This window comes from Olsenella absiana (assembly GCF_036408855.1).
GTDB lineage: Bacteria > Actinomycetota > Coriobacteriia > Coriobacteriales > Atopobiaceae > Olsenella_K > Olsenella_K absiana.
Genome location: NZ_JAZGJQ010000002.1, coordinates 261,465 through 285,847, shown reverse-complemented (window position 1 = coordinate 285,847; position 24,383 = coordinate 261,465). Strand labels below are relative to the sequence as shown.

20 protein-coding genes and 1 tRNA gene are annotated in these 24,383 nt (G+C 68.4%); 14 read left to right on the top strand and 7 right to left on the bottom strand.

The genetic code is table 11. From position 1 onward, the window contains the following. Positions 1–50: 50 nt before the first annotated feature. From VXJ25_RS03170 to VXJ25_RS03160, 3 genes are all read right to left on the bottom strand, one after another. Positions 51–530, bottom strand: coding sequence for a pyridoxamine 5'-phosphate oxidase family protein (locus VXJ25_RS03170; RefSeq protein WP_330957767.1), 480 nt, complete (start codon positions 528–530; stop codon positions 51–53). A gap of 97 nt (positions 531–627) precedes the next feature. After that, entirely contained in the window at positions 628–1,179 is a 552-nt protein-coding gene (locus tag VXJ25_RS03165; RefSeq protein WP_330957766.1) for a LemA family protein, read from the bottom strand. 961 nt (positions 1,180–2,140) lie between these two features. Further along, positions 2,141–2,231 (bottom strand) — tRNA-Ser (locus tag VXJ25_RS03160). Between the two features lie 171 nt (positions 2,232–2,402). On the opposite strand from VXJ25_RS03160, the gene tadA reads away from it, so the two are divergent. After that, positions 2,403–2,876 carry a tRNA adenosine(34) deaminase TadA gene (gene tadA / locus VXJ25_RS03155; protein WP_330957815.1) on the top strand — a complete coding sequence of 158 codons (474 nt, stop codon included), beginning with the start codon at positions 2,403–2,405 and terminating at the stop codon, positions 2,874–2,876. 58 nt (positions 2,877–2,934) lie between these two features. On the opposite strand, the gene VXJ25_RS03150 is transcribed toward tadA, so the two are convergent. After that, positions 2,935–4,284 (bottom strand): class I SAM-dependent rRNA methyltransferase, encoded by a 1,350-nt coding sequence (locus tag VXJ25_RS03150; protein ID WP_330957765.1) that lies wholly within the window; start codon positions 4,282–4,284, stop codon positions 2,935–2,937. 81 nt (positions 4,285–4,365) lie between these two features. Beyond that, entirely contained in the window at positions 4,366–6,084 is a 1,719-nt protein-coding gene (locus tag VXJ25_RS03145; protein ID WP_330957764.1) for a DEAD/DEAH box helicase, read from the bottom strand. Between the two features lie 253 nt (positions 6,085–6,337). Here VXJ25_RS03145 and VXJ25_RS03140 point away from each other — a divergent pair, with 253 nt between their 5' ends. The 4 genes from VXJ25_RS03140 to VXJ25_RS03125 all read left to right on the top strand — a co-directional run bounded on the left by VXJ25_RS03140 (position 6,338) and on the right by VXJ25_RS03125 (position 11,676). Beyond that, positions 6,338–7,300: a homoserine O-succinyltransferase gene (locus tag VXJ25_RS03140; protein ID WP_330957763.1), complete on the top strand. Its 963-nt coding sequence runs from the start codon at positions 6,338–6,340 to the stop codon at positions 7,298–7,300. 121 nt (positions 7,301–7,421) lie between these two features. Further along, entirely contained in the window at positions 7,422–9,182 is a 1,761-nt protein-coding gene (locus tag VXJ25_RS03135) for a class I adenylate-forming enzyme family protein (RefSeq protein ID WP_330957762.1), read from the top strand. A gap of 42 nt (positions 9,183–9,224) precedes the next feature. Next, a complete protein-coding gene (locus VXJ25_RS03130; protein ID WP_330957761.1) occupies positions 9,225–11,024 on the top strand; it encodes a thiamine pyrophosphate-dependent enzyme in 1,800 nt (599 codons plus the stop codon). Between the two features lie 10 nt (positions 11,025–11,034). Then, a complete protein-coding gene (locus VXJ25_RS03125) occupies positions 11,035–11,676 on the top strand; it encodes an indolepyruvate oxidoreductase subunit beta (protein ID WP_330957760.1) in 642 nt (213 codons plus the stop codon). Between the two features lie 164 nt (positions 11,677–11,840). Here the strand turns inward: VXJ25_RS03125 and yfcE are convergent, their stop codons facing one another. Next, entirely contained in the window at positions 11,841–12,413 is a 573-nt protein-coding gene (yfcE, locus tag VXJ25_RS03120; RefSeq protein ID WP_330957759.1) for a phosphodiesterase, read from the bottom strand. Positions 12,414–13,331: 918 nt separating this feature from the next. On the opposite strand from yfcE, the gene dnaK reads away from it, so the two are divergent. The 9 genes from dnaK (at position 13,332) to VXJ25_RS03075 (ending at position 23,528) form a co-directional block, all read left to right on the top strand. Next, the gene (gene dnaK / locus VXJ25_RS03115; protein WP_330957758.1) at positions 13,332–15,236 is read left to right on the top strand and encodes a molecular chaperone DnaK; all 1,905 of its coding nucleotides are present in this window, start codon (positions 13,332–13,334) and stop codon (positions 15,234–15,236) included. Between the two features lie 12 nt (positions 15,237–15,248). Continuing rightward, positions 15,249–16,160, top strand: a complete 912-nt coding sequence (grpE, locus tag VXJ25_RS03110; protein WP_330957814.1) for a nucleotide exchange factor GrpE — start codon at positions 15,249–15,251, stop codon at positions 16,158–16,160. Positions 16,161–16,220: 60 nt separating this feature from the next. Then, complete coding sequence (locus tag VXJ25_RS03105; protein ID WP_330957757.1) at positions 16,221–17,177, top strand: DnaJ C-terminal domain-containing protein; 957 nt, start codon at positions 16,221–16,223, stop codon at positions 17,175–17,177. Beyond that, complete coding sequence (locus VXJ25_RS03100; RefSeq protein ID WP_330957756.1) at positions 17,170–17,613, top strand: heat shock protein transcriptional repressor HspR; 444 nt, start codon at positions 17,170–17,172, stop codon at positions 17,611–17,613. Before VXJ25_RS03105 ends, VXJ25_RS03100 begins: the two co-directional genes overlap by 8 nt. A gap of 295 nt (positions 17,614–17,908) precedes the next feature. Further along, positions 17,909–20,566 carry an ATP-dependent chaperone ClpB gene (gene clpB, locus VXJ25_RS03095; protein WP_330957755.1) on the top strand — a complete coding sequence of 886 codons (2,658 nt, stop codon included), beginning with the start codon at positions 17,909–17,911 and terminating at the stop codon, positions 20,564–20,566. A gap of 251 nt (positions 20,567–20,817) precedes the next feature. Continuing rightward, complete coding sequence (locus VXJ25_RS03090; RefSeq protein ID WP_330957754.1) at positions 20,818–22,470, top strand: PASTA domain-containing protein; 1,653 nt, start codon at positions 20,818–20,820, stop codon at positions 22,468–22,470. 22 nt (positions 22,471–22,492) lie between these two features. Then, on the top strand, positions 22,493–22,705 hold the full coding sequence (locus tag VXJ25_RS03085; protein ID WP_330957753.1) for a hypothetical protein: 213 nt from the start codon (positions 22,493–22,495) through the stop codon (positions 22,703–22,705). A 161-nt stretch (positions 22,706–22,866) separates the two neighbouring features. Further along, entirely contained in the window at positions 22,867–23,133 is a 267-nt protein-coding gene (locus VXJ25_RS03080) for an AbrB/MazE/SpoVT family DNA-binding domain-containing protein (protein WP_330957752.1), read from the top strand. Beyond that, positions 23,130–23,528: a putative toxin-antitoxin system toxin component, PIN family gene (locus VXJ25_RS03075; RefSeq protein WP_330957751.1), complete on the top strand. Its 399-nt coding sequence runs from the start codon at positions 23,130–23,132 to the stop codon at positions 23,526–23,528. Before VXJ25_RS03080 ends, VXJ25_RS03075 begins: the two co-directional genes overlap by 4 nt. Before the next feature lie 41 nt (positions 23,529–23,569). Here VXJ25_RS03075 and VXJ25_RS03070 read toward each other — a convergent pair whose 3' ends face one another. Next, on the bottom strand, positions 23,570–24,175 hold the full coding sequence (locus VXJ25_RS03070) for a hypothetical protein (protein WP_330957750.1): 606 nt from the start codon (positions 24,173–24,175) through the stop codon (positions 23,570–23,572). Positions 24,176–24,383 lie beyond the last annotated feature (208 nt).

Here is a 24,383-nt window from a genome sequence, read left to right as displayed (position 1 = left end):
GCCGCCTGCAGGCGGCGCGGCGCAGGCCTGGACGCAGGCCCGGACTCGCGCTACGACTCGTTCACGAGCTTTCCGGTCATGTGCTCGACCACGAGCTCGAAGCATTGGACGACCTTGCCTGAGTGGGCGAACTCCGTGTCCGCGTACACCCCATCGCCGGGGAAGAGCTCCTCGCAGAGCGCCCGGCAGACGCGCTCCGTGGTGACGGGGTCGTCCACCAGGCGCACCCGGCCGAACGCGATTACGCAGCGGACGTCGAGCCCGCGCTTCTTCTCGTTGGGAACCCCCTGCTCGAACACGCAGTAGGAGGCCTTGTCGCAGGACCTGATGGCGTCCACCTTGTGGCCCTCGCGGGCGCCGTGGAAGTAGAGGTGGCCGTCCTCCTCGCAGTACCAGTGGTCGAGTGGCACGCCGTAGGGATAGCCGTCGTCGCCCAGGACGGAGAGCACGCCACGGTGCTCGCCCTTGAGGACCTCGACGCACTGCTCGTCGGAAAGCTGCTGCTTGAACCTGCGCATCTTGCGGAACACCGCTGTGCCTCCTCTGGTCGCGCCTGCCGCTGCGTCCGCCGAGCGCCGCCTGCGGCTGCGGCCGCGCCGCAGGCGCCCGTGGGCGCCCTGGACTCCTCTAGAACTTGACGGTGGGCGCCTGCCTTGCGGCGCTGTCTGCGACCTCGAAGCCCTGGCGCGGGTTGAACTTGGAGCCGGCGATGATGTTGCCGGGGAAGGTCTGGATTGCGTTGTTGTACTCGAGGACGCAGTCGTTGAAGCTCATGCGCGCGTAGCTGATCTTGTCCTCGGTGTCGGAGAGCTCGCTCTGGAGCTGCTGGAAGTTGGTGTTTGCCTTGAGCTCGGGATAGGCCTCGGCCACGGCGAACAGGTGGGTCAGCGCGCCGGAGAGGGCGTCGTTGGCCTGCATGCGCGCCTCGGGGGTGGAGGCGTTGGTCACGGCGGTGCGCGCGGCGGTCACGGCCTCGAGGGTCTTGGACTCGTGCGAGGCGTAGCCCTTCACGGTCTCGACCAGGTTGGGGATGAGGTCGCTCCTGCGCTGGAGCTGGGCATCGATGGTCTGCCAGGCGTTGTCGCAGCGGTTGTTCTTGGAGACGATGGAGTTGTAGATGGTGACGTAGGCGACTACCACGATCACGAGAACGACGATGATGGCAATGAGAACTCCCATGAGGCTCCCTCCTCGGGTGGTCTGCAGTGCGACAAGTATACCCTGTGGGCGCCTTCGGCCGTCGGCGCCCCGTCGCCACGCGCGCCAGCTCCGCGCCTGGCCTGGCGGGCGCCCGGGCCGCCGTGCACCCGGGCCGTCGGGCGCTCGCCCGGCGGCAGGGCTGGTGGCGCAGGGGTTTCCGCGCAGCTTCACGAACGGCTTGTGCATTTGGGCGGGTTGGGGACGGATATCGAGCGGCTATGCGAGGGCACCGGGTGCGGAGCGGGTCGTGAATCCTCAGCCAACAGGCATTTTCCAAAGGCGTCGTGAAAGTCGGCGAGCTCCACGGGCTCGTCGGCGTCGTGCGAGACGTCCCTAAGTTGGAAAAATGCACGCCCTCGTTCGAGGAATTGCGGTAGCCGGGCCGGCACTGGTCGGCCGGGGGGTCGCCGGCCCGGGGCTAGTCTGCCCGGCGCTGGCCGCCCGGGGCTAGACGACCCGCGGATCCGGCGCCGCGCCGGCGCGCCTCGCGCCACGGGAGGTGGCCCAACGCGGCAGGGCTGGTGGCGCAGGGGTTTCAGCGCAGCTTCACGAACGGATTGTGCATTTGGGCGGGTTGGGGACGGGTATCGAGCGGCCATGCGGGGGCATCGGGTGCGGAGCGCGTCGTGAATCCTCCGCCAACAGGCATTTTCCAAAGGCGGCGTGAAAGCCGGCGAGCTCCACGGGCTCGTCGGCGTCGCGCGAGACGTCCCTAAGTCGGAAAAATGCACAGCCTCGTTCGAGGAACTGCGCTGGCCGGGTCGGCGCTGGCCGCCCGGGGGTCGCCGGGCCGGCGCTGGTCGCCCGGGGCTAGTCGCCCGGGGCTAGTCGACCCTCGAATCCGGCGTCGCGGAGGCGCGCCTCGCGCCACGGGAGGCGGCCCAACATTTCTGGAGACGACAAAAGCGCGTCCGGGCGAGGCCCCGACGCGCGCGTAGTCTGGCGGAGGGAGAGAGATTCGAACTCTCGAGGCAGCTAGGCTACCCGGCGGTTTTCAAGACCGCTGCATTCAACCGCTCTGCCATCCCTCCATGGGATATGGTTAGTATCCTAGCGCATGCGACGCGCGTTTGGCCAGAGCGGAAGGACGGGGGAAGTCGGTGCGAGAAGAGCAGCGAGGAAGGTCGGCCCAGGCAGGGGACGTCCCGCGCGGCGACGCGCCCTGGCAACCGGCTTCCATCGCCCCCGTCGACGAGCGCTTCATGCGCCTCGCGCTCGAGGAGGCCCGGCTCGCGGCAGCAGAGGGCGAGGTCCCGATCGGGGCCGTCGTCGTCTGCGACGGCGAGGTCATCGCCCGAGGCCACAACCGGCGCGAGCGCGACCTGGACCCCTCCGCCCATGCGGAGTTCTCCGCCATGCTGCGGGCTAGCAGGGCGCTCGGCCGCTGGCGCCTCACGGGGTGCACCGTCTATGTGACGGTGGAGCCCTGTCTCATGTGTGCGGGCCTTATGGTCAACGCCCGCGTGGACCGCTGCGTCTTCGGTGCGAGCGACCCAAAGGGAGGCGCCCTCGGCACGCTCTACGACGTGAGCCACGACCCCCGGCTCAACCATGAGTTCGAGGTGGTTCCCCACGTGCTGGCAGGGGAGTGCGCCTTCGAGCTCAGAAGGTTCTTCCGAACTCGAAGGAGGCTGCGTCGAAAGCCCGCCGAGGCCAAGGCCGCAGGCCCGCGCTAGGCCTGCGCTAGGCCTGCGGCCAGAGGCTGTGAGCGAATGCTACGACCGGCCGTGCCCCCTACACCACCTGGAAGGTGAAGAAATCCAGGTAGTGGGTCTCGGGCACGCCCCAGAGGATGGGGTGGTCGGGAGCCTGCTGGCGCTGCTCGATCTGCTTGAGCTGCACGTTGGCGTTGTGCGCCGCCTCGGCGATCGCCTGGGAGAGCAGCTCCGTCGTCATGAAATGGCTGCAGCTGCAGGTCGCCAGGTAGCCTCCGCGCGGCAGGAGCTGCATGGCGGCCTGGTTTATCTCCCGGTAGCCCTTGAGGGCGTGGTCGACGGTCGAGCGGCTCTTGGTGAAGGCGGGCGGGTCGAGCACGATCAGGTCGAAGGGGCCGCCCTCCTCGCGCGCGCGGCCCCTGTCCGCCCGCAGGAGCGGAAGGTACTCGAGGACGTTAGCGCAGGTGAAGCCCATGCGCAGCGTGCCGTCCTCCGCCAGCTCGAGGCCGTTCAGGCGGGCGTTCTCGCGCGCGAGGTCGCAGGCCGTCTGGCTCACGTCGACGCAGCGCACGAACTCGGCACCGCCCATCGCCGCGTTGAGGCCGAAGGGACCCACGTGCGAGAAGCAGTCGAGCACGCGCCTGCCGCGCGCCAGCTCTCGCACGGCGCGGCGGTTGTACTTCTGGTCCAGGAAGAAGCCGGTCTTCTGCGAGTTCTCCAGGTCAAGGTCATAGGCGATGCCGTTCTCGCGCACGATGACGCGGCTCGAGTCGCGGCCTGCGCCCGTGGCCGCGCCTGCGCCCGCGTCCTTCTCGCCCGCGCCCGCCGGCGAGCCCTGCCACCAGCCCTTGTGCAGGTCGAGGCCCTCATGCCTGCGGGCGGGGGAGTCGGCGCGCTCGTAGATGGCGGAGACCTCCTGGCCGTCGGCACGCAGCACGTCGAGCAGCAGCGGGTAGATGGTGGGGCGCAGCCGCTCCATGCCCCAGGTGCCCACCTGCGCGACCAGCACGTCCTCGTAGCGGTCGACGACAAGCCCCGGGAAGCCGTCCGCCTCGGAGAAGATCACGCGGCAGCAGTTGGTGTCCGGCTCGGTGCCGGGCAGGTTGCGGCCGCCCATGGCGGTCTTGCGCAGCTCCCAGGCCCAGGCGATGCGCCTGCGCCAGAAGGCCTCGTCGAAGCGGTCGTTGGCGTTGCGGCTCACGATCCTGACGCGAATCTTGCTGTTCTCGGAGAGGAGGCCGGCCCCCTGCCAGGTGCCGTTCTCCTCGAACACGTCGACGACGTCGCCGTTCGCGGCCACGCGGCCGTCAGTGGGGGCACCCTCGAGCGCGAGGACCTCCCCCTCGAAGACCCAGGGGTGGCCGCGGCGCAGCGAGCGCGCCGCCTTCCTGGTGACGGTCAGGCGCGGGTAGGGGCGAACCTGCTTCATCTCTGCTCCCTCGATGATGCTTGTCGGGCCGGTGGTGGCTTCCCGGCTGGTGGTGGCTTCCCGGCCGGCGGTCCTTGTCGCCTAGTAGTGCCTGCCGTAGCGGCCGCCGCTGATGCCGCGCCCGCGGCTGCGCGCGCCGTTGAACATCACGCGGGTCGGGCGCTTGGCCGAGCGGTCGGGGTTGGGGACGATGCGCGCCGAGTCGTAGTCGAAGCCCTCGAGGTCCCAGACGGGGACGAGCTTCTTGGTGAAGTACTCGACCTCGCGGAGCTGGCTGATCTCGTCGGGGGCGACGAAGGTGAAGGCGCGCCCCGTGTGGCCCGCGCGGCCGGTGCGGCCGATGCGGTGGACGTAGTCCTCCGGGTCCATGGGGACGTCGAAGTTCACGACGGCGTCGATGCCGGAGACGTCGATGCCGCGGCTCATGACGTCGGTCGCGACGAGGATCTGGCAGCTGCCCTCGCGGAACTTGGAGAGCGCCCGCTCGCGCTCCTTCTGCGTGCGGTCCGCGTGCATGACGTCGACGCCGAACCCGCTCTTGCGCAGGTACTTGGTGACGTCGTCGGCGCGGTGCTTGGTGCGGCAGAAGACGAGCACGCGCTCGGGGTCGAAGTTTCTGACGAGGGCCTCTAGCAGAGGGATCTTCTGGCCCTGCGTGACGGGGCAGAGGTGCTCCTCCACGGTGTCGGCCGTCTCGCCGATGCGGGCGATCTCCACCTTGGCGGGGTCGTGGAGCATGGCGTCGACGGTGCCCTTGATCGAGGGCGGGATGGTGGCCGAGAAGAGCAGCGTCTGGCGCTCCTTGGGCAGGGCGGCCACGATCTTTCGGACGCTCGGCCAGAACCCCATGTCGAGCATGCGGTCGGCCTCGTCGAGGACGAGCACCTTGACCTGCGAGAGGTCCACGTGGTCGTGCTCCATGAGGTCGATGAGGCGGCCGGGGGTGGCCACGAGCAGGTCGCAGCCGCGCTCGAGCTCCTTGATCTGCCGCTCGAACTTGGTGCCGCCCATCACGACGACGGCGCGCTGGCCGGTGTGCTCGCAGACGGTGGAGACCATCGCGTCGATCTGCTGCGCCAGCTCGCGGGTTGGGGTGACGACAAGGGCGAAGGGGCCGAAGGCCGGCCTGCCGCCCGTGGGGATGGGGGACTCGGCCTCGGTGGGCTTCTTGGAGCCGCGACGGCGGCGGGAGCGCTTGCGCTTGGGGGCGTCGGGCGCGGCGTCGTGCCTCTCGCCCGCGGCGGGCTTGGGCGCCTTGGCCGCGGCCTCACCGCCGGCTGGGGACTCGCCGACGGTTGGCGTGCCGGCCGTGCCGCCCGCGGCGGGGGCGGCCTTCTTGTGAGAGCGGTGGTGGCGGCGACGCTTGCGCTTGGCGGGCGCGGGCGTGCCGTCCTCGCCCACGGGGATGGAGAGGTGCGGGTCCTCGGGGGTGGCATCTGCGAGGACCTGGCCGGGCGTGGTGCCGTCCGCGTCCTCGGGGTCCTCGGGGTCGGCGGGGCCGGCGGGCCCGGCCTCGGGCTCGCCCGAGCCGCCCTGGTCCGCGCCGGCGGGCGCGCCGTCCTTCTCCGCCAGCTGCTCGCGAGCCTTGCGCGAGAGCGGTGCGATGACCTGCAGCACCGGCAGCGCGAACGCCGCGGTCTTGCCGGTGCCCGTCTGCGCGGAGGCCACGAGGTCGCGGCCCTCGAGGACCAGTGGGATCGCCTGCGCCTGTACGGGGGTAGGGTCGGTGAAGCCGAGGGCGGCGACGCCCTCGAGAATGTGCTCGTCTAGCCCGAGCTCGGCAAACTTAGAAGTATCCATGCTCTCCAGTATCCCACGTGCCCGGGCTACGTGGGGATATTGCTCCGTTTCCCCATGGTGTTCGGGCTATACTGTACTTTGCTGCGCCTTTTAGGCCATTGTACAGAAAGCCGGCCTTGAGCTGGCCTTTCCCAGAGGTTGTCGCATGCTTCTCACGTCCTTGCACATCGTTCCCATGCGAATGCCCTAGCGTCCCGTCTACGAGGGCCGACGGGGCGTTTGCACAGAGAGCTGCGAGATAGGAGAGAAGAACATGCCGATCAACATCCCCGACGGGCTGCCCGCCAAGCAGATCCTTCACCAGGAGAGGATCTTCGCGCTCGAGGAGGAGGTGGCCTCCAACCAGCAGATCCGCCCGCTGCACGTGGCCATCCTCAACCTGATGCCGACCAAGGTCGAGACGGAGACGCAGATTCTGCGCCTCATCTCCAAGTCTCCGCTGCAGGTGGACTGCGACTTCATGCGGGTGAGCAGCCACGAGAGCACGCACGTCTCGACCGACCACCTGGTCAAGTTCTACGAGACGTTCGACACCTTCCGCGACCGCAACTACGACGGGCTGATCATCACTGGCGCTCCGGTGGAGCAGCTGCCGTTCGAGGAGGTCGACTACTGGGACGAGCTCTGCGAGATCATGGACTGGTCGCAGGAGCACGTCTTCTCGACCATGCACCTGTGCTGGGGTGCGCTCGCGGGGCTCTGGCACCACCACGGCATCCACAAGAAGGTGCTGCCTCAGAAGATCTTCGGCGTCTTCCCCCAGAGGCTGTGCGACGAGTACAACTTCCTGACCAACGGCTTCGACGAGGTGCACAACATGCCGCACTCCCGCCACGCCGCGCTGGAGACGACGGAGCTCGCGCTCCATCCCGAGCTGCAGGTCCTCTCGGAGGGCTTCACGAGCGGCCCCTCGATCATCGCCACGCCCGCCTTCCACGAGGTCTACGTCACCGGCCACTTCGAGTACGGTCGCGACACCCTGGCCGACGAGTTCTGGCGCGACTTCCACAAGGGGCTGAGCATCGCGGTGCCGGAAAACTACTTCCCGGACGACAACCCCGAGAAGCAGCCGATCTTCACCTGGCGCGCCCACGCCAACCTGCTATATCGCAACTGGCTGAACTGGGTCTACCAGATGACCCCCTACGACCTGGCGCAGATCCCCGCAGAGGTCGAGCGGCTCCGTGCGGACGCGGACGACGAGGGCAAGTTCTAGGCGAGCCCGCCGCGTCGGACGTCACACATTTAACCGAATGGCCTCCGTTCATGCCTTATGCTGAAACGTGCGCCGCGCGCCGTCCCTGGCCGCGCGGCGACGTTTCATGAGAGGAAGAGCCTTGAGCACAGACATCGACACCGACCTCACCGTCATCGACTTCCTCAGGCGCAACGCCCGGAAGTACCCCGAAGAGATCGCCCTCGTTGAGGTCAACCCGCAGAGGCAGGAGAACCGCCACATCACGTGGCGCGACTATGACCTGGTGGAGACCACCGACGACGAGCCCTTCCGCCGCGAGATCACCTGGGCGGTGTTCGACGAGAAGGCCAACCGCTTCGCCAACCTGCTGCTCTCGCGCGGCATCCGCAAGGGCGACAAGGTCGCGATCCTGCTCTACAACTGCATCGAGTGGCTGCCGATCTACTTCGGCGTGCTCAAGACCGGCGCGACCGTGGTACCGCTCAACTTCCGCTACTCCTCAGACGAGATCGAGTACTGCCTCGACAAGGCCGAGGTGGACGTGCTGGTCTTCGGTCCCGAGTTCATCGGGCGCCTCGAGGACATCGTGCCCGCAATCCAGCCGGGCCGCCTGCTCTTCTACGTGGGCGACGACTGTCCCACCTGGGCGGAGCCCTACCAGGAGCTGGCGAACCTCTGCTCGAGCTCCGACCCATTCGTCCCCGTCACGAACGACGACGACGCGGCGATCTACTACTCCTCCGGCACGACGGGCTTCCCCAAGGCGATCCTGCACCGTCATCGCAGCCTCACGCAGGCGGCGGAGATGGAGCAGAGGCACCACGGGCAGACGCACGACGACGTCTTCCTCTGCATACCTCCGCTCTACCACACCGGCGCCAAGTTCCATTGGATGGGCTCTCTCATCGTTGGCTCCAGGGCGGTGCTGCTGCGTGGCGTCTCCCCGCAGTTCATCTTCGAGACGGTCAGCCGCGAGCGCTGTACCATCGTCTGGCTGCTCGTGCCGTGGGTGCAGGACATCCTGTCGGCGATCGAGCGCGGCGAGCTGCGCCTCAAGGACTACCACCTGGACCAGTGGCGCCTCATGCACATCGGCGCGCAGCCGGTGCCCAAGAGCCTGATCGAGCGCTGGCTGCACTACTTCCCCAACCAGCAGTACGACACCAACTACGGCCTCTCCGAGTCGACGGGTCCCGGCTGCGTGCACCTGGGCATCGGCAACGTCGACCACGTGGGCGCCATCGGCAAGCCGGGCTGGCGCTGGGAGGCCAAGATCATCGACGAGAACGGCGCCGAGGTCAGCCAGGGCGAGGTCGGCGAGCTGTGCGTCAAGGGTCCCGGCCTCATGGAGTGCTACTACGGTGACCCCGAGGAGACGGCTAAGACCCTGGTGGACGGCTGGCTGCGGACGGGCGACATGGCACGCCAGGACGCCGATGGCTTCTATTGGCTCGTGGACCGCAAGAAGGACGTCATCGTGATGGGCGGCGAGAACCTCTACCCCGTCCAGATCGAGGACTTCCTCTCCACCAATGACGCGATCCAGGACGTGGCCGTCATCGGCCTGCCCGACGAGCGCCTGGGAGAGATCCCCGCCGCCGTCATCGAGCTCAAGGAGGGCCGCGAGGACACCACGGAGGACGACATCAACCAGTTCTGCCTCCAGCTGCCCCGCTACAAGCGCCCGCGCAAGGTGATCTTCGCCAAGGTGCCGAGAAACGCGACGGGCAAGATCGAGAAGCCCCTGCTCAGGCGGAGGTACGGCGCAGAGCACCTGGTCGCGCTCGAGTCAGGCGCCGACGCGGCCGCGGGCGCTCCGACTGAGGCCGCTGCCGCCGGGTCCGTCGCGGGCGCGGCCGGCCAGGGGGACGCAAGGGAGAACGTGGCGCCTGCGAAGTAGTCGCCCGAGGGGGTGCAGGTGCCCGCGAGAAGGAGAGAAGAAGTGAGCAAGCAACTGCTGTCTGGCAACGAGGCCATCGCGCAGGGTGCGTGGGAGGCCGGCGCCAGGGTCGCCACGGGCTACCCCGGCACGCCCTCCACGGAGACGCTCGAGAACCTCGTCCACCACGAGGACGTCTACTGCGAGTGGTCGCCCAACGAGAAGGTCGCGCTCGAGGTGGGCATCGGCTCCGCCATGGGCGGCGCCCGCACGCTCGTCACGATGAAGCACGTCGGACTCAACGTCGCGGCCGACCCGTTCATGTCGGTCGCCAACACTGGCGTCAACGCGGGCCTGGTCCTGCTCGTCGCCGACGACCCGAGCATGTACTCGAGCCAGAACGAGCAGGACACGCGCAACTACGCTGCCTTCGCGCGCGTGCCCTGCCTCGACCCGAGCGACTCCCAGGAGGCCTACGAGTTCGCACAGCGCGCGTTCGAGATCTCCGAGAGCTTCGACACCCCGGTCATCCTGCACGAGACCATGCGCATCGCGCACACCCGCACCATGGTGGAGGCCACCAACGTCCGTCGTGAGCAGGACCTTCTCGACTACGAGAGCCAGCCTTCCAAGTACGTGATGATGCCGGCCTACGCGGTCGCCCGCACCGAGGTGACCAACCGCCGCGAGGACGACCTCGTGGCCTACGCGGAGACCTGCGACCTCAACCGCGTGGAGATGCGCGACACCAAGGTCGGCGTCATCGTCGCAGGCGCACTCTACAACCACGTCCGCGAGGCCCTGCCCGACGCCTCCGTCTTCAAGCTGGGCCTCAGCTGGCCGCTGCCCCCGCGCGCCCTGGCCGACTTCGCGTCCAAGGTGGATAAGGTCTACGTGGTGGAGGAGGCCTGCCGCTACTTCCGCGACCACGTGGCCGCCCTCGGCGTCGCCCTCTCCGAGCCGCCCGCGGCCCCGCTGCCGCGCTCCGGAGAGATCTTCCCCTCGGACATCCGCGCGAGCTTCGGCGAGCCCGCCCCGGAGCACCTCCCCAAGATGGAGGGCCTGCCGCCGCGCCCGCCCGCGTTCTGCGCCGGCTGCCCCCACCGCCTGGTCTTCTGCGAGCTCAGACGCCTCAAGGCCGTCGTCACCGGCGACATCGGCTGCTACACGCTCGGTGCCGTGGCGCCCTTCCGCGCCGTCGACTCGGTAATCGACATGGGCGCCAGCCTCTCCATGTCGCACGGCATGGAGCTCGCAGGCGTCCCCGCGCGCACGGGCCGTCCGGTCGTGGGCGTGATCGGCGACTCCACCTTCGCGCACTCCGGCATCACGAGCCTGCTCGGCACCGTGTACAACGGCGGCAAGGGCACCCTCGTCATCCTCGACAACCGCACGACGGCCATGACCGGCGCACAGGGCAACCCGGTGAACGGCGTCACCCTCTCCGAGCAGGGCAAGCGCATCTCGCCCCTCGTCGAGGCGGCCGAGAAGCCCAGCGTGCTCGACCGTCCCGCCGGCAAGCCCCTCGACCTTGTCGCCCTGTGTCGCGCCATCGGCGTCGACGAGGTGATCGAGGCGGACGCCCAGGACCTCAAGCAGGTGCGCTCCGCGCTCAAGCAGGCCACCTCGCACGAGGACCAGCTCTCGGTCGTGATCTTCCGGAGTCCCTGCCGCCTGGTCGAGCGCTCGCGCAAGGCCGCGCCGGTCATCCGCGACTGCCGCCGCTGCGGCACCTGCGTCAACATCGGGTGCCCGGCGCTCGGCAAGGACGAGACGGGCTACGCGGTGATCGACCCCACCCAGTGCATCGGCTGCGGGCAGTGCGTGCAGGTCTGCCCCTTCGACTGCATCGAATTCGAGTAGGAGGGCGCATATGCCACACGCAACCGCATCGGCGGAGAGCTCTACCGTCAGGCTGGGCGAGCGCGTCACGCTCGACGGCGTCAAGACCGTGCTGCTCGTGGGCGTCGGCGGGCAGGGCACCATCCTGGCTGGCAACATCCTGGCGATGACCGCCTCCGAGGCAGGGCTCGACGTCAAGGTGTCCGAGATCCACGGCATGTCCCAGCGCGGCGGCTCGGTCTCCACCATCATTCGCATGGGCGACCACGTCGACACCATGGTCTGCGACCCGGGCTGCGCCGACGTCGTGGTGGCCTTCGAGGCCATCGAGGCCCTGCGCAACCAGCAGTTCCTCAAGCGCGGCGGCAAGCTGTTCGTCAACGACGAGACCATCACGCCCGTGCCGGTCAACATCGGCAGCGCGCGGATGCCGCGCGACGTGAGCGCGAAGCTCGACGAGATCGGTGCCATCCGCTTCGACGCGGGCGAGATCGCCCGCTCCGTGGGTAGCCCCAAGTCCGCGAACGTCGTGCTCGTGGGTGCGCTCTCCACGGCGCTGCCCTTCGGCGTCGAGGAGTGGGAGGATGCGATCTCCCGTCGCGTGCCGCCCAAGACGGTCGAGGCGAACCTCGAGGCGTTCCGCCGTGGCCGCGCGGCCGCTAGCCGCGCGTAGCCGGAGGCCGGGCGCCGCGGCCGCAGCGCAGCAGACGAGGGGGCTGTCACCGGACTGGTGGCAGCCCCCTCTTGCGTGTCTCGTCCGGACGGCGGGTCCTTCTCGCCCGTGGCTGGCGCCCGGTTGCCGGAAGGCGCCCGGTTGCCGGCCGCCTTCCGGTCCTGCTACTCGTCCCAGGTGCGGAAGCGGAACTCGCCGTTCTCATAGACGCCGAAGCTGTGCGAGCCGTCCTTGGGCAGCCCGACGCTTCCGGGGTTGAAGCACCAGACGCCGGGGTGCGCGTCGCTCCTGCGGCTCACCTTCTTGTGCGTGTGGCCGTAGACGATGGCGGCGCCTTCGGGCAGGCTGGGCATCTTGTCGACGGAGTTGTGGATGCCGGGGCCCCACACGTGCCCGTGCGTCAGGAACAGCTCGATCCCGGCCGCGCGGGTGACGGGGTTGGTCGCGTCGGGGTCCCACAGGACGGAGTACTCGGCCATGCAGGGGAAGTCGAGCACCATCTGGTCGACCTCGGCTTCGCAGTTGCCGCGCACCGCGATGACGCTGTCGCGCACGGAGTTGAGCATCGCGACGACCTCCTTGGGGCGGTAGTCGGCTGGCAGGTCGTTGCGAGGCCCGTGGTAGAGAAGGTCGCCGAGAAGGACCAGGCGGTCGGGCTGCTCCGCGTCGAGCTCCTGCATGAGCCGGGCACACCAGTCCGCCGCGCCGTGGATGTCGGATGCGATGAGTAGCTTCATGGGGGTTTCCTCCTGTTGTCTCGCCCGTGGCTGCAGGTCGGGCGACGCGGGCGTGCCGTGGGCTGGCGGCCGCGGCCGCCGCGCGCGGGCCGCGTGTTGCTTCCGAGTATGGTAATGCGACCTGGGGATGACATGTCGGCCGATGCGCGAACGCGGGCGCGGAATCGCGGAGCGCCCTGACGGCGGGGGGATGGCTGCGACGGCGAGGCCGTGCCGACGTGCGCGGCGGGCCGGCCGACAGGCCGCGAGGCCGTGCCGATGCAACTCTCCCACGGGATTGTGCATTTGTGGGGGTTAGGGATGGATTGGGGGCGGCCCGGGCCGTCCCCAAGGGGCTGCCCCGCACCCGTGGGGACGTTTGCCCAGGATTCCCAGGCGGCTCAAGGTGACTGTGAGGCGACAGGCCCCCTCTCGGCGCGCCGGGACCCGTCCCTAAGTCGCCGAAATGCACAGAACGGTCTGGATAGTTGCGCCGATGCGGCTGTCGGCCCTTGGCGGCCATCGCTGACTCGCCCCCGACCCGTCCATAAGTCGCGGATTTGCACGGGGCGGCTCGAGGAGTTGCGCCGGCGGCTTCCGGGCGCCTCCGGTGCGTTACGGCCGCGAAGTCGGACGCCCCTCGAGCCGTCCGAGCCGCCCGCTGCGCCCGACGCACCTGCGTTGCGCCCGACGCACCTGCGTTGCGCCCGCCGCACCTGCGCCGTACCTCCCGCGCTCCGCGCGCGCCTGCGCCGTCCATGCCCCCCACCGAAGACCCTATAACTGTGCGTACCAAAAAATCTATCATTTTAAGACTTAGATTATGTATAGAATCAGAGCGCAGGGGAACAATAGCAACCGTAAGAAGAAGCGCATGCGGCATGGGACCGCTTTCCGCCCTGCAAGGGGCGCGCGCAACGTAGAAAGGATCGCTACACCATGGCAAAGATTCTCGGAATCGACCTGGGTACCACTAACTCTGCGATGGCCGTCCTCGAGGGCGGCGAGCCCACCATTATCGTGAACGCCGAGGGCGACCGCACCACGCCGTCCGTCGTCGGCTTCCGCGACGGCGGTGACCGCATCGTCGGCAAGGCGGCCAAGAACCAGGCCGTCACCAACCCGCAGAACACCGTCTTCTCGATCAAGCGCTTCATGGGCCGTCGCTACGACGAGGTCGGCTCCGAGCTCAAGACCGTCCCGTACAAGGTCAAGGCCGGCACCGGCAACCGCGCCGTCGTAGAGATCGGCGGCGAGGACTTCACCCCCGAGCAGATCAGCGCGATGATCCTCTCCAAGATGAAGGCCGACGCCGAGAAGTACCTCGGCGAGACCGTGACCGACGCGGTCATCACCGTCCCCGCCTACTTCAACGACGCTCAGCGCCAGGCCACCAAGGATGCCGGCAAGATCGCCGGCCTCAACGTCAAGCGCATCGTCAACGAGCCCACGGCCGCGGCCCTCGCCTACGGCCTCGACAAGAAGAACCAGGACCAGAAGGTCCTCGTCTTCGACCTCGGTGGCGGCACCTTCGACGTCTCCCTGCTCGACCTCGCCGACGGCGTGGTCGAGGTCCTGGCCACCAACGGCGACAACCACCTCGGCGGCGACGACTGGGACCAGAAGGTCATCGACTGGATGGCGGACAAGTTCCAGCAGGAGAACGGCATCGACCTGCGCAAGGACCCCATGGCCCTGCAGCGTCTGAAGGAGGCTGCGGAGAACGCCAAGAAGGAGCTCTCCAGCGCACAGCAGGCTGACATCAACCTGCCCTTCATCACCGCCGACGCCACCGGCCCCAAGCACCTCAACTACACCCTCACCCGCGCAGAGTTCGAGCGCATCACGCGTGACCTCCTCGAGCGCTGCAAGACCCCCGTCACCAAGGCGCTTCACGACGCCAACCTCTCGATTGACCAGGTCAACGAGGTCATCCTCGTCGGCGGCTCCAGCCGTATGCCCGCCGTCCAGGAGCTCGTGAAGCAGATGACCGGCAAGCAGCCCAACATGTCCGTGAACCCGGACGAGGTCGTCGCCGACGGCGCCGCCGTCCAGGGCGGCGTCCTCACCGGTGACGTCGAGGGCATCCTGCTGCTCGACGTCACGCCGCTGTCCCTCGGCGTCGAGACCATGGGCGGCGTGATGACCAAGATGATCGACCGCAACACCACGATCCCGACGAGCAAGACCGAGGTCTACTCCACGGCCGCCGACAACCAGACGTCCGTCGAGATCAACGTCCTGCAGGGCGAGCGCGAGATGGCGCGCGACAACAAGTCGCTCGGCAAGTTCAACCTGACCGGCATCCCCGCCGCTCCTCGTGGCGTGCCGCAGATCGAGGTCACCTTCGACATCGACGCCAACGGCATCGTGAAGGTCACGGCCAAGGACAAGGGCACGGGCAAGCAGCAGCAGATCACCATCTCCGGCTCCACCGCGCTGTCCGACGACGAGGTCGACCGCATGGTGAAGGACGCCGAGTCCCACGCCGAGGAGGACAAGAAGCACAAGGACGAGATCGAGGTCCGCAACCAGGCCGACAGCCTCGCCTACTCCACCGAGCAGACCCTCAAGGAGCTCGGCGACAAGGTCCCCGCTGACGTGAAGAAGGAGACCGAGGACGCCGTCGCCGCCACCAAGAAGGCCCTCGACGGCACCGACGTCGACGCGATCAAGGCTGCCAGCGAGAAGCTGCAGGACGCCGCGCATAAGCTCGCGCAGGTCGTCTACAGCAACACGCAGGCGGAGACCTCCCAGCCCTCCGGCTCCGGCGCATCCAACGGCGGCGACGACGTGGTCGACGCCGACTACGAGGTCGTGGACGACGACAAGGACAACAAGTAGCGGGTGAGCCAGATGTTCGGCAAGGACAAGAACGCGAAGGGGGCGGCCGGCGCCGCCCCCGGCTCCACCCCCCAGGAGGGCGACGTGAAGGTACCCATCGAAGACGATAACGACAAGCCCGAGGGCGCGCCGTCGGGCGACCCGACGCCCGAGCAGGGCGCCGCGGCCCAGCCGGCCGGCGAGGCCTGCGACCCCGAGGCCGAGCAGCGCATGGTGGACGAGGCCATCCGACGCGGCGAGGAGGCCGCGGACGAGGACTTCAAGGCCGAGAACGCCAAGCTGCGCGCCTCCCTCGCCGACCTGCGCCGCGAGCTCGAGGAGGCGCGCAAGAGCGCCGACTCCGAGGAGCTGGAGCAGGCCAAGAAGGCTGCGGCGGACGCCGAGGAGCGTCGCACCAAGCTGCTGGCCGAGTTCCAGACGTTCCGTCGTCGTCGCGACGAGGAGGCGGTCCAGGAGAAGGCCCGCGCGGCCGAGAAGATCGTGAAGAGCCTCCTGCCCGTCATCGACGACATGGAGCGCGCGATCGACCACGCGGAGAAGACCGCGGGAGACGACGAGCAGTTCCAGAGCTTCGTCTCCGGCATCGACCAGGTGCACGACAAGATGGTCGCCGTGCTCGCGAAGGAGGGCGTCGAGGTAATCGATCCCGCCGGCGAGCCGTTTGACCCCATGCTGCACCAGGCGGTCGGGCGCTCCGAGAACCCCGACGTCTACGACGAGACGGTCGACCAGGTCTACCAGAAGGGCTACAAGCTCGGCGGCAAGGTGATCCGCTCGGCGATGGTCACGGTCACCTTCGGCGGGCCCAAGCGCCCGGCGCCCGACCCTGCGGCCGGAGCCGACGGCGCGCCCGCCGACGGCGCGGTGGGCGGCGCCCAGGGCGCGGATCCCGGACCCGAGGACGCGAGCGAGAGCAGACAGTAGTAAGGGAGCGCCCGGGCCGCACGGCCCGGGCGCAGTTCACGAAAGGGGGCGAGCGTCACCATGGCAGGGAAGAGCAACTACTACGACATCCTGGGCGTCAAGCGCGACGCCTCCCAGGACGACATCCGTCGCGCCTTCCGGAAGCTTGCGACCAAGTACCATCCGGACGCCGGTGGCGACGAGCAGAAATTCAAGGAGATAAGCGAGGCCTACACCACGCTCTCCGATCCGGAGAAGCGCAAGGAGTACGACCAGCTCCTCATGTTCGGCGGCATCCCCGGCGCCGACTTCGGCGGCTCCGGCGGGAGGAACCGCGGCTACACCTACACTAACTACGGCGACGTGGACTTCAGCGACATCTTCAACAACGTCCGCAACGGCGACGGCGCGTTCGGCGGCTTCGACTTCTCGTCGATCTTCGGCGGGGGCGCGGGCCGCGCGCCCAGGCCGCAGAAGGGCGGCGACCTCAGCATCACGATCGACGTCTCGGCGGAGGAGGCCTTCACCGGCGCGACGCGCAAGGTGACCTTCAAGATCCCCTCCACGGGCGAGAGCCAGACGCTCAAGGTCAAGGTGCCGGCCGGCGCCGTGGACGGCGGCAAGCTGCGCTACCGCGGCAGGGGCGAGTTCGGCTCCAACGGCGGTGAGCGCGGCGACCTCGTCATCGTCACGCGCGTGGCCGAGCACCCGCTCTTCAAGCGCGACGGCGCGGACGTCCGCATGGACCTGCCGGTCTCCATCTTCGAGGCCGCGCTCGGCACCACGGTCGAGGTCCCCACGCCCAAGGGCGAGAAGGTCCTGCTCAAGATCCCCGCCGGGACCCAGGACGGAAAGACGTTCAGGTTCCGCGAGATGGGCGCCCCGGACGTGAAGCACAAGGGCCGCACCGGCGCGCTCTACGTGCGCGTGAAGGTCCAGGTCCCCACGATGCTCAGCCAGAAGGAGCGCTCGGCACTCAAGGCGCTCGCCGAGCAGGACCAGCGCGAGTACCGAAAGGACGTGGAGCGCTATGAGTGAAGAGCCCGGCCAAGACGGCGGCAAGAGGAACGACGGCCGCGATAAGCCGCTCTACATGATCAGCGTGGCGGCCGAGCTGACGGGCATGCACCCGCAGACGCTGCGCGTCTACGAGCAGAAGGGCCTCGTCACGCCCGGCCGCTCGCGCGGCAACACGCGCCTCTACTCCCAGGCGGACATCGACCGGCTGAACCTCATCAGCAAGCTGACGGACGAGGGCATCAACCTCGCCGGCGTCATCAGGATCCTGGACATGCGCGAGCGCGCCATGCAGCGCGAGGACGAGATAGACGAGCTCCGCCACCGCGTCCGCGAGCTCGAGGACGAGGTCCATGAGATGCGGATGCGCGAGAGGATCACGGCGCTCGCCCGCTACGACGGAGCGAGCCCCGAGAAGGTCCTGCGCAGGCTGCTCGACGGGGACGACTCCCAGTAGCAGCCGTCCGCCGCGCGTGCGGCACGGGTGAGAGGTACCGCGGGCACCAGCAGGGGACGCACGGGCGAGGGGAGCCGCGAGGGCGCGGCGCTGCCGGCAGGGCCGGTGGCGCCGCGCCCTTCTCGCTCTTCGGCCTCGCGGCCGCGGGTCCTTCTCGCCCAGGCTCATCTCGTGAGATGCAAGAAATCTAACAAAGATAGACTTAGATTATGTATAAGAAGTCTTGTAGGTGGGAATACTTCTCAACGTAAAACGACAATCCGTCGCCCGTGACGGACGCTGAGGAGTGATGCATATGAACATCAACAAGTGGGCAGTGACGGCCCAGGAGGCGCTGCAGTCTGCAGTCGGCGTCGCCAGCGACTCGGAGGCTGGCGCCGTCGAGCCGATCCACCTTCTCAAGGCGTTGCTCACCTCGGGCGAGCGCAACATCAACGCGATCATCGAGCGCGTCGGCGCCGACCCCAACTCCATCTCGGAGCAGGTCGACTCCGCCATCGCGCGCCAGCCTAAGGTCTCGGGCGACAGCGGCCAGATGGGCATGAGCAACGACTTCGTGCGCCTTGCCAACAGCGCGGAGAAGCTTGCGGGCAAGATGGGCGACTCCTACGTGACGAGCGAGCACCTGCTGTGCGCCCTCGCCGCCGACAAGAGCGCCGCCGGCTCGGTGCTCAACGCCGCCGGCGTCACGGCCAAGCGCGTCGAGGAGGCCTACAACGACCTGCGCGGCGACGAGCGCGTGACCTCGCAGGACGCAAAGCCCCAGTTCGAGGCCCTCGAGCAGTACGGCCGCAACGTGACTGACCTCGCCCGCCAGGGCAAGCTCGACCCGGTCGTCGGCCGCGTGGAGGAGATCCGCCGCACCATCCAGGTGCTCTCCCGCCGCACCAAGAACAACCCCGTGCTCATCGGCGAGCCCGGCGTCGGCAAGACCGCCATCGTCGAGGGCCTGGCCCAGCGCATCGTCTCGGGCGACGTGCCCTCCACCATCCGCGACAAGGAGCTCGTCGAGCTCGACATGAGCGCGCTGGTGGCAGGGGCCAAGTACCGCGGCGAGTTCGAGGACCGCCTCAAGAGCGTGCTCAAGGAGGTGGAGAAGTCCGACGGCAGGATCATCCTGTTCATCGACGAGCTGCACACCATCGTGGGTGCCGGCGCGACCGAGGGCTCCATGGACGCTGGCAACATCCTGAAGCCGGCCCTCGCCCGCGGCACGCTGCACATGATCGGCGCGACCACGCTCAACGAGTACCACAAGTACATCGAGAAGGACCAGGCGCTCGCGCGCAGGTTCCAGCCGGTCATGGTCGGCGAGCCCTCCGTGGAGGAGACCATCTCCATCCTGCGTGGCATCAAGGACAAGTACGAGCAGCACCACCGCGTCCGCATCACCGACGCCGCGCTCGTCTCGGCCGCCGACCTCTCCAACCGCTACATCTCCGACCGCTTCCTGCCGGACAAGGCCATCGACCTCGTGGACGAGGCGGCGAGCCGCCTGCGCATGGAGCTCGACTCCATGCCGGCCGACATCGACGCCGTTGACCGCGATCTCACGCAGAAGCAGATCGAGGAGCAGGCCCTCATGAAGGAGGACGACGAGGCCTCCAAGGAGCGCCTGGCCAAGCTCCGCAAGGAGATCGCGACCACCCGCGAGAAGCTCGACGGCATGAAAGCCAAGTGGCAGAACGAGAAGGGCGCCATCGACCGGGTCCAGGACCTCAAGAGCCAGATCGAGGACGCCAAGGTGGAGATGGAGCGCGTCACGCGCGAGGGCGACCTCGCACGCGCGTCGGAGCTGCGCTACTCGACCATCCCCACGCTGCAGCGCCAGTACGACGACGCGGAGCGCGCGCTGTCCGACAAGAAGGAGGAGGGGGGCCTGCTCAAGGAGGAGGTCACGAGCGAGGAGATAGCCGAGGTCGTGAGCTCGTGGACCGGCGTGCCTGTGTCCAAGATGATGCAGGGCGAGATGGAGAAGCTCAAGAACCTCGAGGGCGAGCTCCACAAGCGCGTCGTGGGCCAGAACGAGGCAGTGTCCGCCGTCGCCGCGGCGGTGCGCCGCAGCCGCGCCGGCCTCTCCGACCCCAACCGCCCGATCGGTAGCTTCTTCTTCCTCGGCCCCACCGGCGTGGGCAAGACCGAGCTCGCCAAGGCGCTTGCCGAGTGCCTGTTCGACGACGAGCGCGCCCTGATCCGCATCGACATGTCCGAGTACATGGAGAAGTTCAGCGTCCAGCGGCTCATCGGCGCGCCCCCCGGATACGTGGGCTACGACGAGGGCGGCCAGCTGACCGAGGCCGTGCGCAGGCGCCCATACAGCGTGATCCTGCTCGACGAGATGGAGAAGGCGCATCCCGACGTCTTCAACATCCTGCTGCAGGTCCTCGACGACGGTCGCCTCACCGACGGCCAGGGCAGGCTCGTGAGCTTCAAGAACACGATCATCATCATGACCAGCAACGTAGGCTCGCAGTTCATCGCCCAGGCCAACGCCCAGAGCGACCCGGACGAGGTCCAGCGCCAGGTCAACGACGCCCTGCGCCAGACCTTCAAGCCCGAGTTCCTGAACCGCATCGACGACGTGGTGGTCTTCCATCCCCTCGGGCTGGACGACATCGAGAAGATCGTGGACATCCAGCTCAAGGACGTGCGCGAGCGCCTCGCGAAGGAGCGCATCACGCTCAGGCTCACCGACGCGGCGGTCGGCTCGCTCGCGATCGACGGCCTCGACCCGGTCTACGGCGCGCGTCCGCTCAAGCGCCTGATCCAGCGCCAGGTCGTGGACAACGTGGCCAACCTCATCATCAGCGGCGAGGTGGGCGAGGGCGACACGGTGCTCGTCGACGCGGCCAAGGACGGCTCCGGCCTCACGGCCGCGAGGGTAGCCTCGTCCGAGCCCTCCTCCGAGGGCGCGGGCGACGGCGAGCCGGTCGAGCCGGACGACGTCGAGTAGGCGCTCCGGCGCGGGCCTCGTACGAGCCTGACGCGACCCCGGCCGGGCACGGGTCAGGGCTCCCGAGCGACATGGTGGCGGGGGCGGCGAGCAATCGCCGCCCCCGCCCTTCTTGTGCACGGGCCCCGGCTGGGGCGCCACCCACGGCCGCCCCCTCCACCGCGACGCCTCCGGTGCTGCGTTCGCGGTGCGACCCCACGTCCTGCTCAGCACAAGAGACGTGCAATTCGCAGGGACATGCGCCAAGATAGATGGAACTATGCGGACGGGAGGTGCTGATGGGCGACGCTGGCGCAGGCGACGAGAAGGACCGGGAAGCGGCGGAGACGGTCGCGCCGGCCGGCTCGAGGGCTCCCGAGGCCTCGGAGGTCCCCCAGGTCCCTGAGGTCCCCGAGGTGGGTCCCGAGGAGGTCCCCGTCGCCCTCCCGAGCGACTACGACGGCGGCGACGACTCCACGACCACGACGACCTTCGACGGGCCGGAGTTCAGGGTCGCGCGCCTGGGCGAGAACCGCATCGGCGCGCACGCCGTCCACCGCCGGCCCAAGGAGCCGAGCTCCCACCACCGCCACCTCGTCCTGGTGGGCCTCGTGCTCGCGCTCGTCGCGGCGGTCGCGATCGGGGCGGGCGTGAGCTACTACCTCGAGTACTGGGGCGGCAAGACCGTGCCCGCGGTCGTGGGGCTTGCGCAGGAGGCAGCGACGCAGAGGATCTTCCAGAAGGGCTTCGTCGTCCAGGTCAGGACCCAGCCCACCGACGAGGGTGCGGGACGCGTCCTCTCCGTCGAGCCGGGGCCGGGCAGGCGCGTCCCCGAGGGCTCGACGGTCACCGTCACCGTGGGCGCGGACCGCGTGATTCCCGACGTCGTGGGCACGGACAAGGACGCGGCGCAGGCGGCCCTCGCGCAGGCCGGCGCCAGCAACGTGCAGCTCGTCTACGAGCGCTCCGGCGAGGCCGAGGGCACGGTGCTCGCGGTCGAGCCCGCCGCGGGCGCCCTCTTCCTCTCGACCGACCAGGTCACCCTCACGGTGGCGACGCCGCCCAAGGTGCCGAGCCTCGTCGGTCGCACGGAGCGGGAGGCCCTCTCCATGCTCAAGGACGCGGGCCTCACGGCCGAGGTCACCTACGTCGCGACGGGCTCGCAGCCCGTGGGCGACGTGCAGTCCACCGACCCGGCGGCGGGCGAGCGCGCCGGCCTGGACGGCGTGGTGGGCGTGACCGTCGTGAGCCCCCAGCCGAGCGACCCCTGGGACGTGCGCGCCTACTTCGACGCGACCCCCACGGCCATCCTCAGCTACCTGCAGAAGGCGGGCTACGCCATCCGGACGGGCGCCATCGACGACGCGGGCAGGCTGCAGGAGAGCTTCGCGGCGGACGGCGGTGGCACGGTCGCGCTCCAGCCCGTCCCCTGGGGGGCGCCAGCCGGCCAGGAGCCGGCGAGCGTGGCCGACCACCTCGCCACGGGCGCGAAGGTCGAGGGCGTGCGCGTGACGCTGCCCACCGCCAAGGTGCCCCAGGGCGACGCGAACGCGCAGACGGCGTCGGAGACGGAGGCCCTCTGCGGCCTCAAGGGGGCGACGGGGCACTGCGACGCCCACTCCATCAGCCTCCCCGCCAACACGACGCCCTCCCCGCTGTCGTTCTACTGCGAGTACGGCGAGGAGGCCGGCTACGGCTGGACGGTCCTCGTCTACAAGGACGCCAACGGCACCACCCAGGCCATCGTCGGCTGCGCGCCCAAGGCGACCTACTCCTCCGCGGACGTCTCCAAGACGAGCGGCAAGGTCGCCGACCTCGTCGCCTGGACGGAGATATACGAGGCGCCGTCCGAGGAGGTCGCGGCTGCCGCCAAGACCGGCAAGGAGGGTGCGGCCGGGTCCGGGACGGACGGCGGGACCAAGTAGCGCCGTCGGAAGGAGAAGCGGGATGCGAGAGGACGACAGGCGAGAAGGACCACGGGCTGCGAGCGAGACGGGCGTGAGCCGGGCTGGAGCCAACGCCGTGGGCGCGGGGGCGGGCCGTCCTTCTCCCTACGCGAGCTTCATTAGGGCGGAGAACGAGGACGACGACGGGTACGACCCCTACTCCGACCGACCCGCACGTCCCGAGCCGCTCTTCGAGCGCGATCCCTGGGACTAAGGTGCCGACGCTTCGGCGATGTCTTCGGCATGTCTCGAACTTCTGCCCGAATCGCCAAGCGCGGCCATCGGGCGACTCGCCTGTGCAAGAGGATGAAAAGTGCTGGAACTACTGGGGTGAGGGTGTACTATGAGTAAGAAATTCTTACATTGGAGGCTGTGATGAGCTCAGATATCCTCGCCGTCTCGTCCAAGGGACAGGTCGTACTTCCTGCGAACCTGCGCAAGAGACTCTCGATCAAGAGCGGTGATCACCTTGCCGTCTATACCTCGGGCGATGTAATCATGCTCAAAAAAATCGAAATGCCAAGAGAGGAAGACTTCAAGTCGCACCTTGACGAAGCCCAGGCCTGGGCCAAGGCCGTTGGTTATCAAGAGTCCGACGTGGCTGATGCCATTGCGACGGTGCGCGCGAGGAAGCACGCATGAGAGTCGTCATCGACACCAACGTCGTCATCTCTGGAACATTCTTTGGCGGAAAGCCTCGCGAGATACTCGAGGCGGTCACGGACAGAAGAATAGCTGCCTTCGCCACGCCTGAGATCGTAGAGGAATATCAAGAGGTCGTCGACGAGATGATTTCGCGTAAGAACGGATGCCTTCGAAGGGACGTACTCGTCCCGTTCGAGGCGGCGCTCTCCTTCGTCAGGCCTCATACGCACATCGAGATTTGTCGTGACCCAGATGACGACAAGTTCCTTTGCTGTGCGATAGATGCCCATGCCATCCATATCGTGAGTGGCGACAAAGACTTGCTTACGATAGGCAAGTACGATGGCGTGGAAATCGTGACTGCCGCCGAGTTTTGCGCGAGGTACCTATAAGCAGATTCTCGCCGGTAGCCAAGCACGAGGCGCGTCGCCCATCAGCCGAGCGCGCCTCCCAGGCGCAGGATCAGCAGGGTGGCGAGGAGCAGCACGACGATGACGACGACGGCTGCGATGCGGGAGCGGATCTGGCGCTCGCGCTCGCGCGACGCGAATATCTGCCGGCGACCCTTGGGAATCTCCAGGTACTGGCCGTAGTGCAGGTCGCGCTGAAGCTTGCCCATGTCCGCGCGGGAGCGGCGGTAGGGCTGGCCGGAGAGCGGCAGGCTGCCGCCGACGGCGATGTTGGAGTCGTGCGCGAAGCCTGCGGAGTAGGACTCGTCCTCGCCGAGGTCGTCGATCGCCTCGGCCGTCTTGCGCGGCTTGGGCTGCCTGATGTAGGGGGCGTTCCGGCGCGAGCCGGTGCTCCTCGTGGGCCTCAGCAGGGGCTTCTCGCGCTCGAGACCCTTGGCCTCGCTGCGGGGGATGGGCTTGCCCACGCCCGTGGAGTCGAGCCGGCGCTCACGGGTCGCCACGCGCTCCTGGCTGCGCTCCGCGCCCTTCCGGGGGGTCCGCTCGGCCGTGGTGGGCTCAGCGGCGGCGCTCGGCGAGGGCGTGCCCTCCCTGCTCGAAACACTCCTGCGTATGCTGCCGCTCTCACCCATGCAGGTGCCTCCGAAAACCGACGCCCCGATTGCTAGACCATGATACCGAATGGCACTCGGGCGGACAGGGGGTGGCATCAATTGACACAGTTCACCACGAGTTGCCCAGAGAGCTTGCCGGGAGCTTGGAGCTTCCAAACCTAAGCGTAAAAGACTTAGGTTATGTGCCAACTATGAACTGAGAAAACCTTCGAAAGTCGGTTTAAAG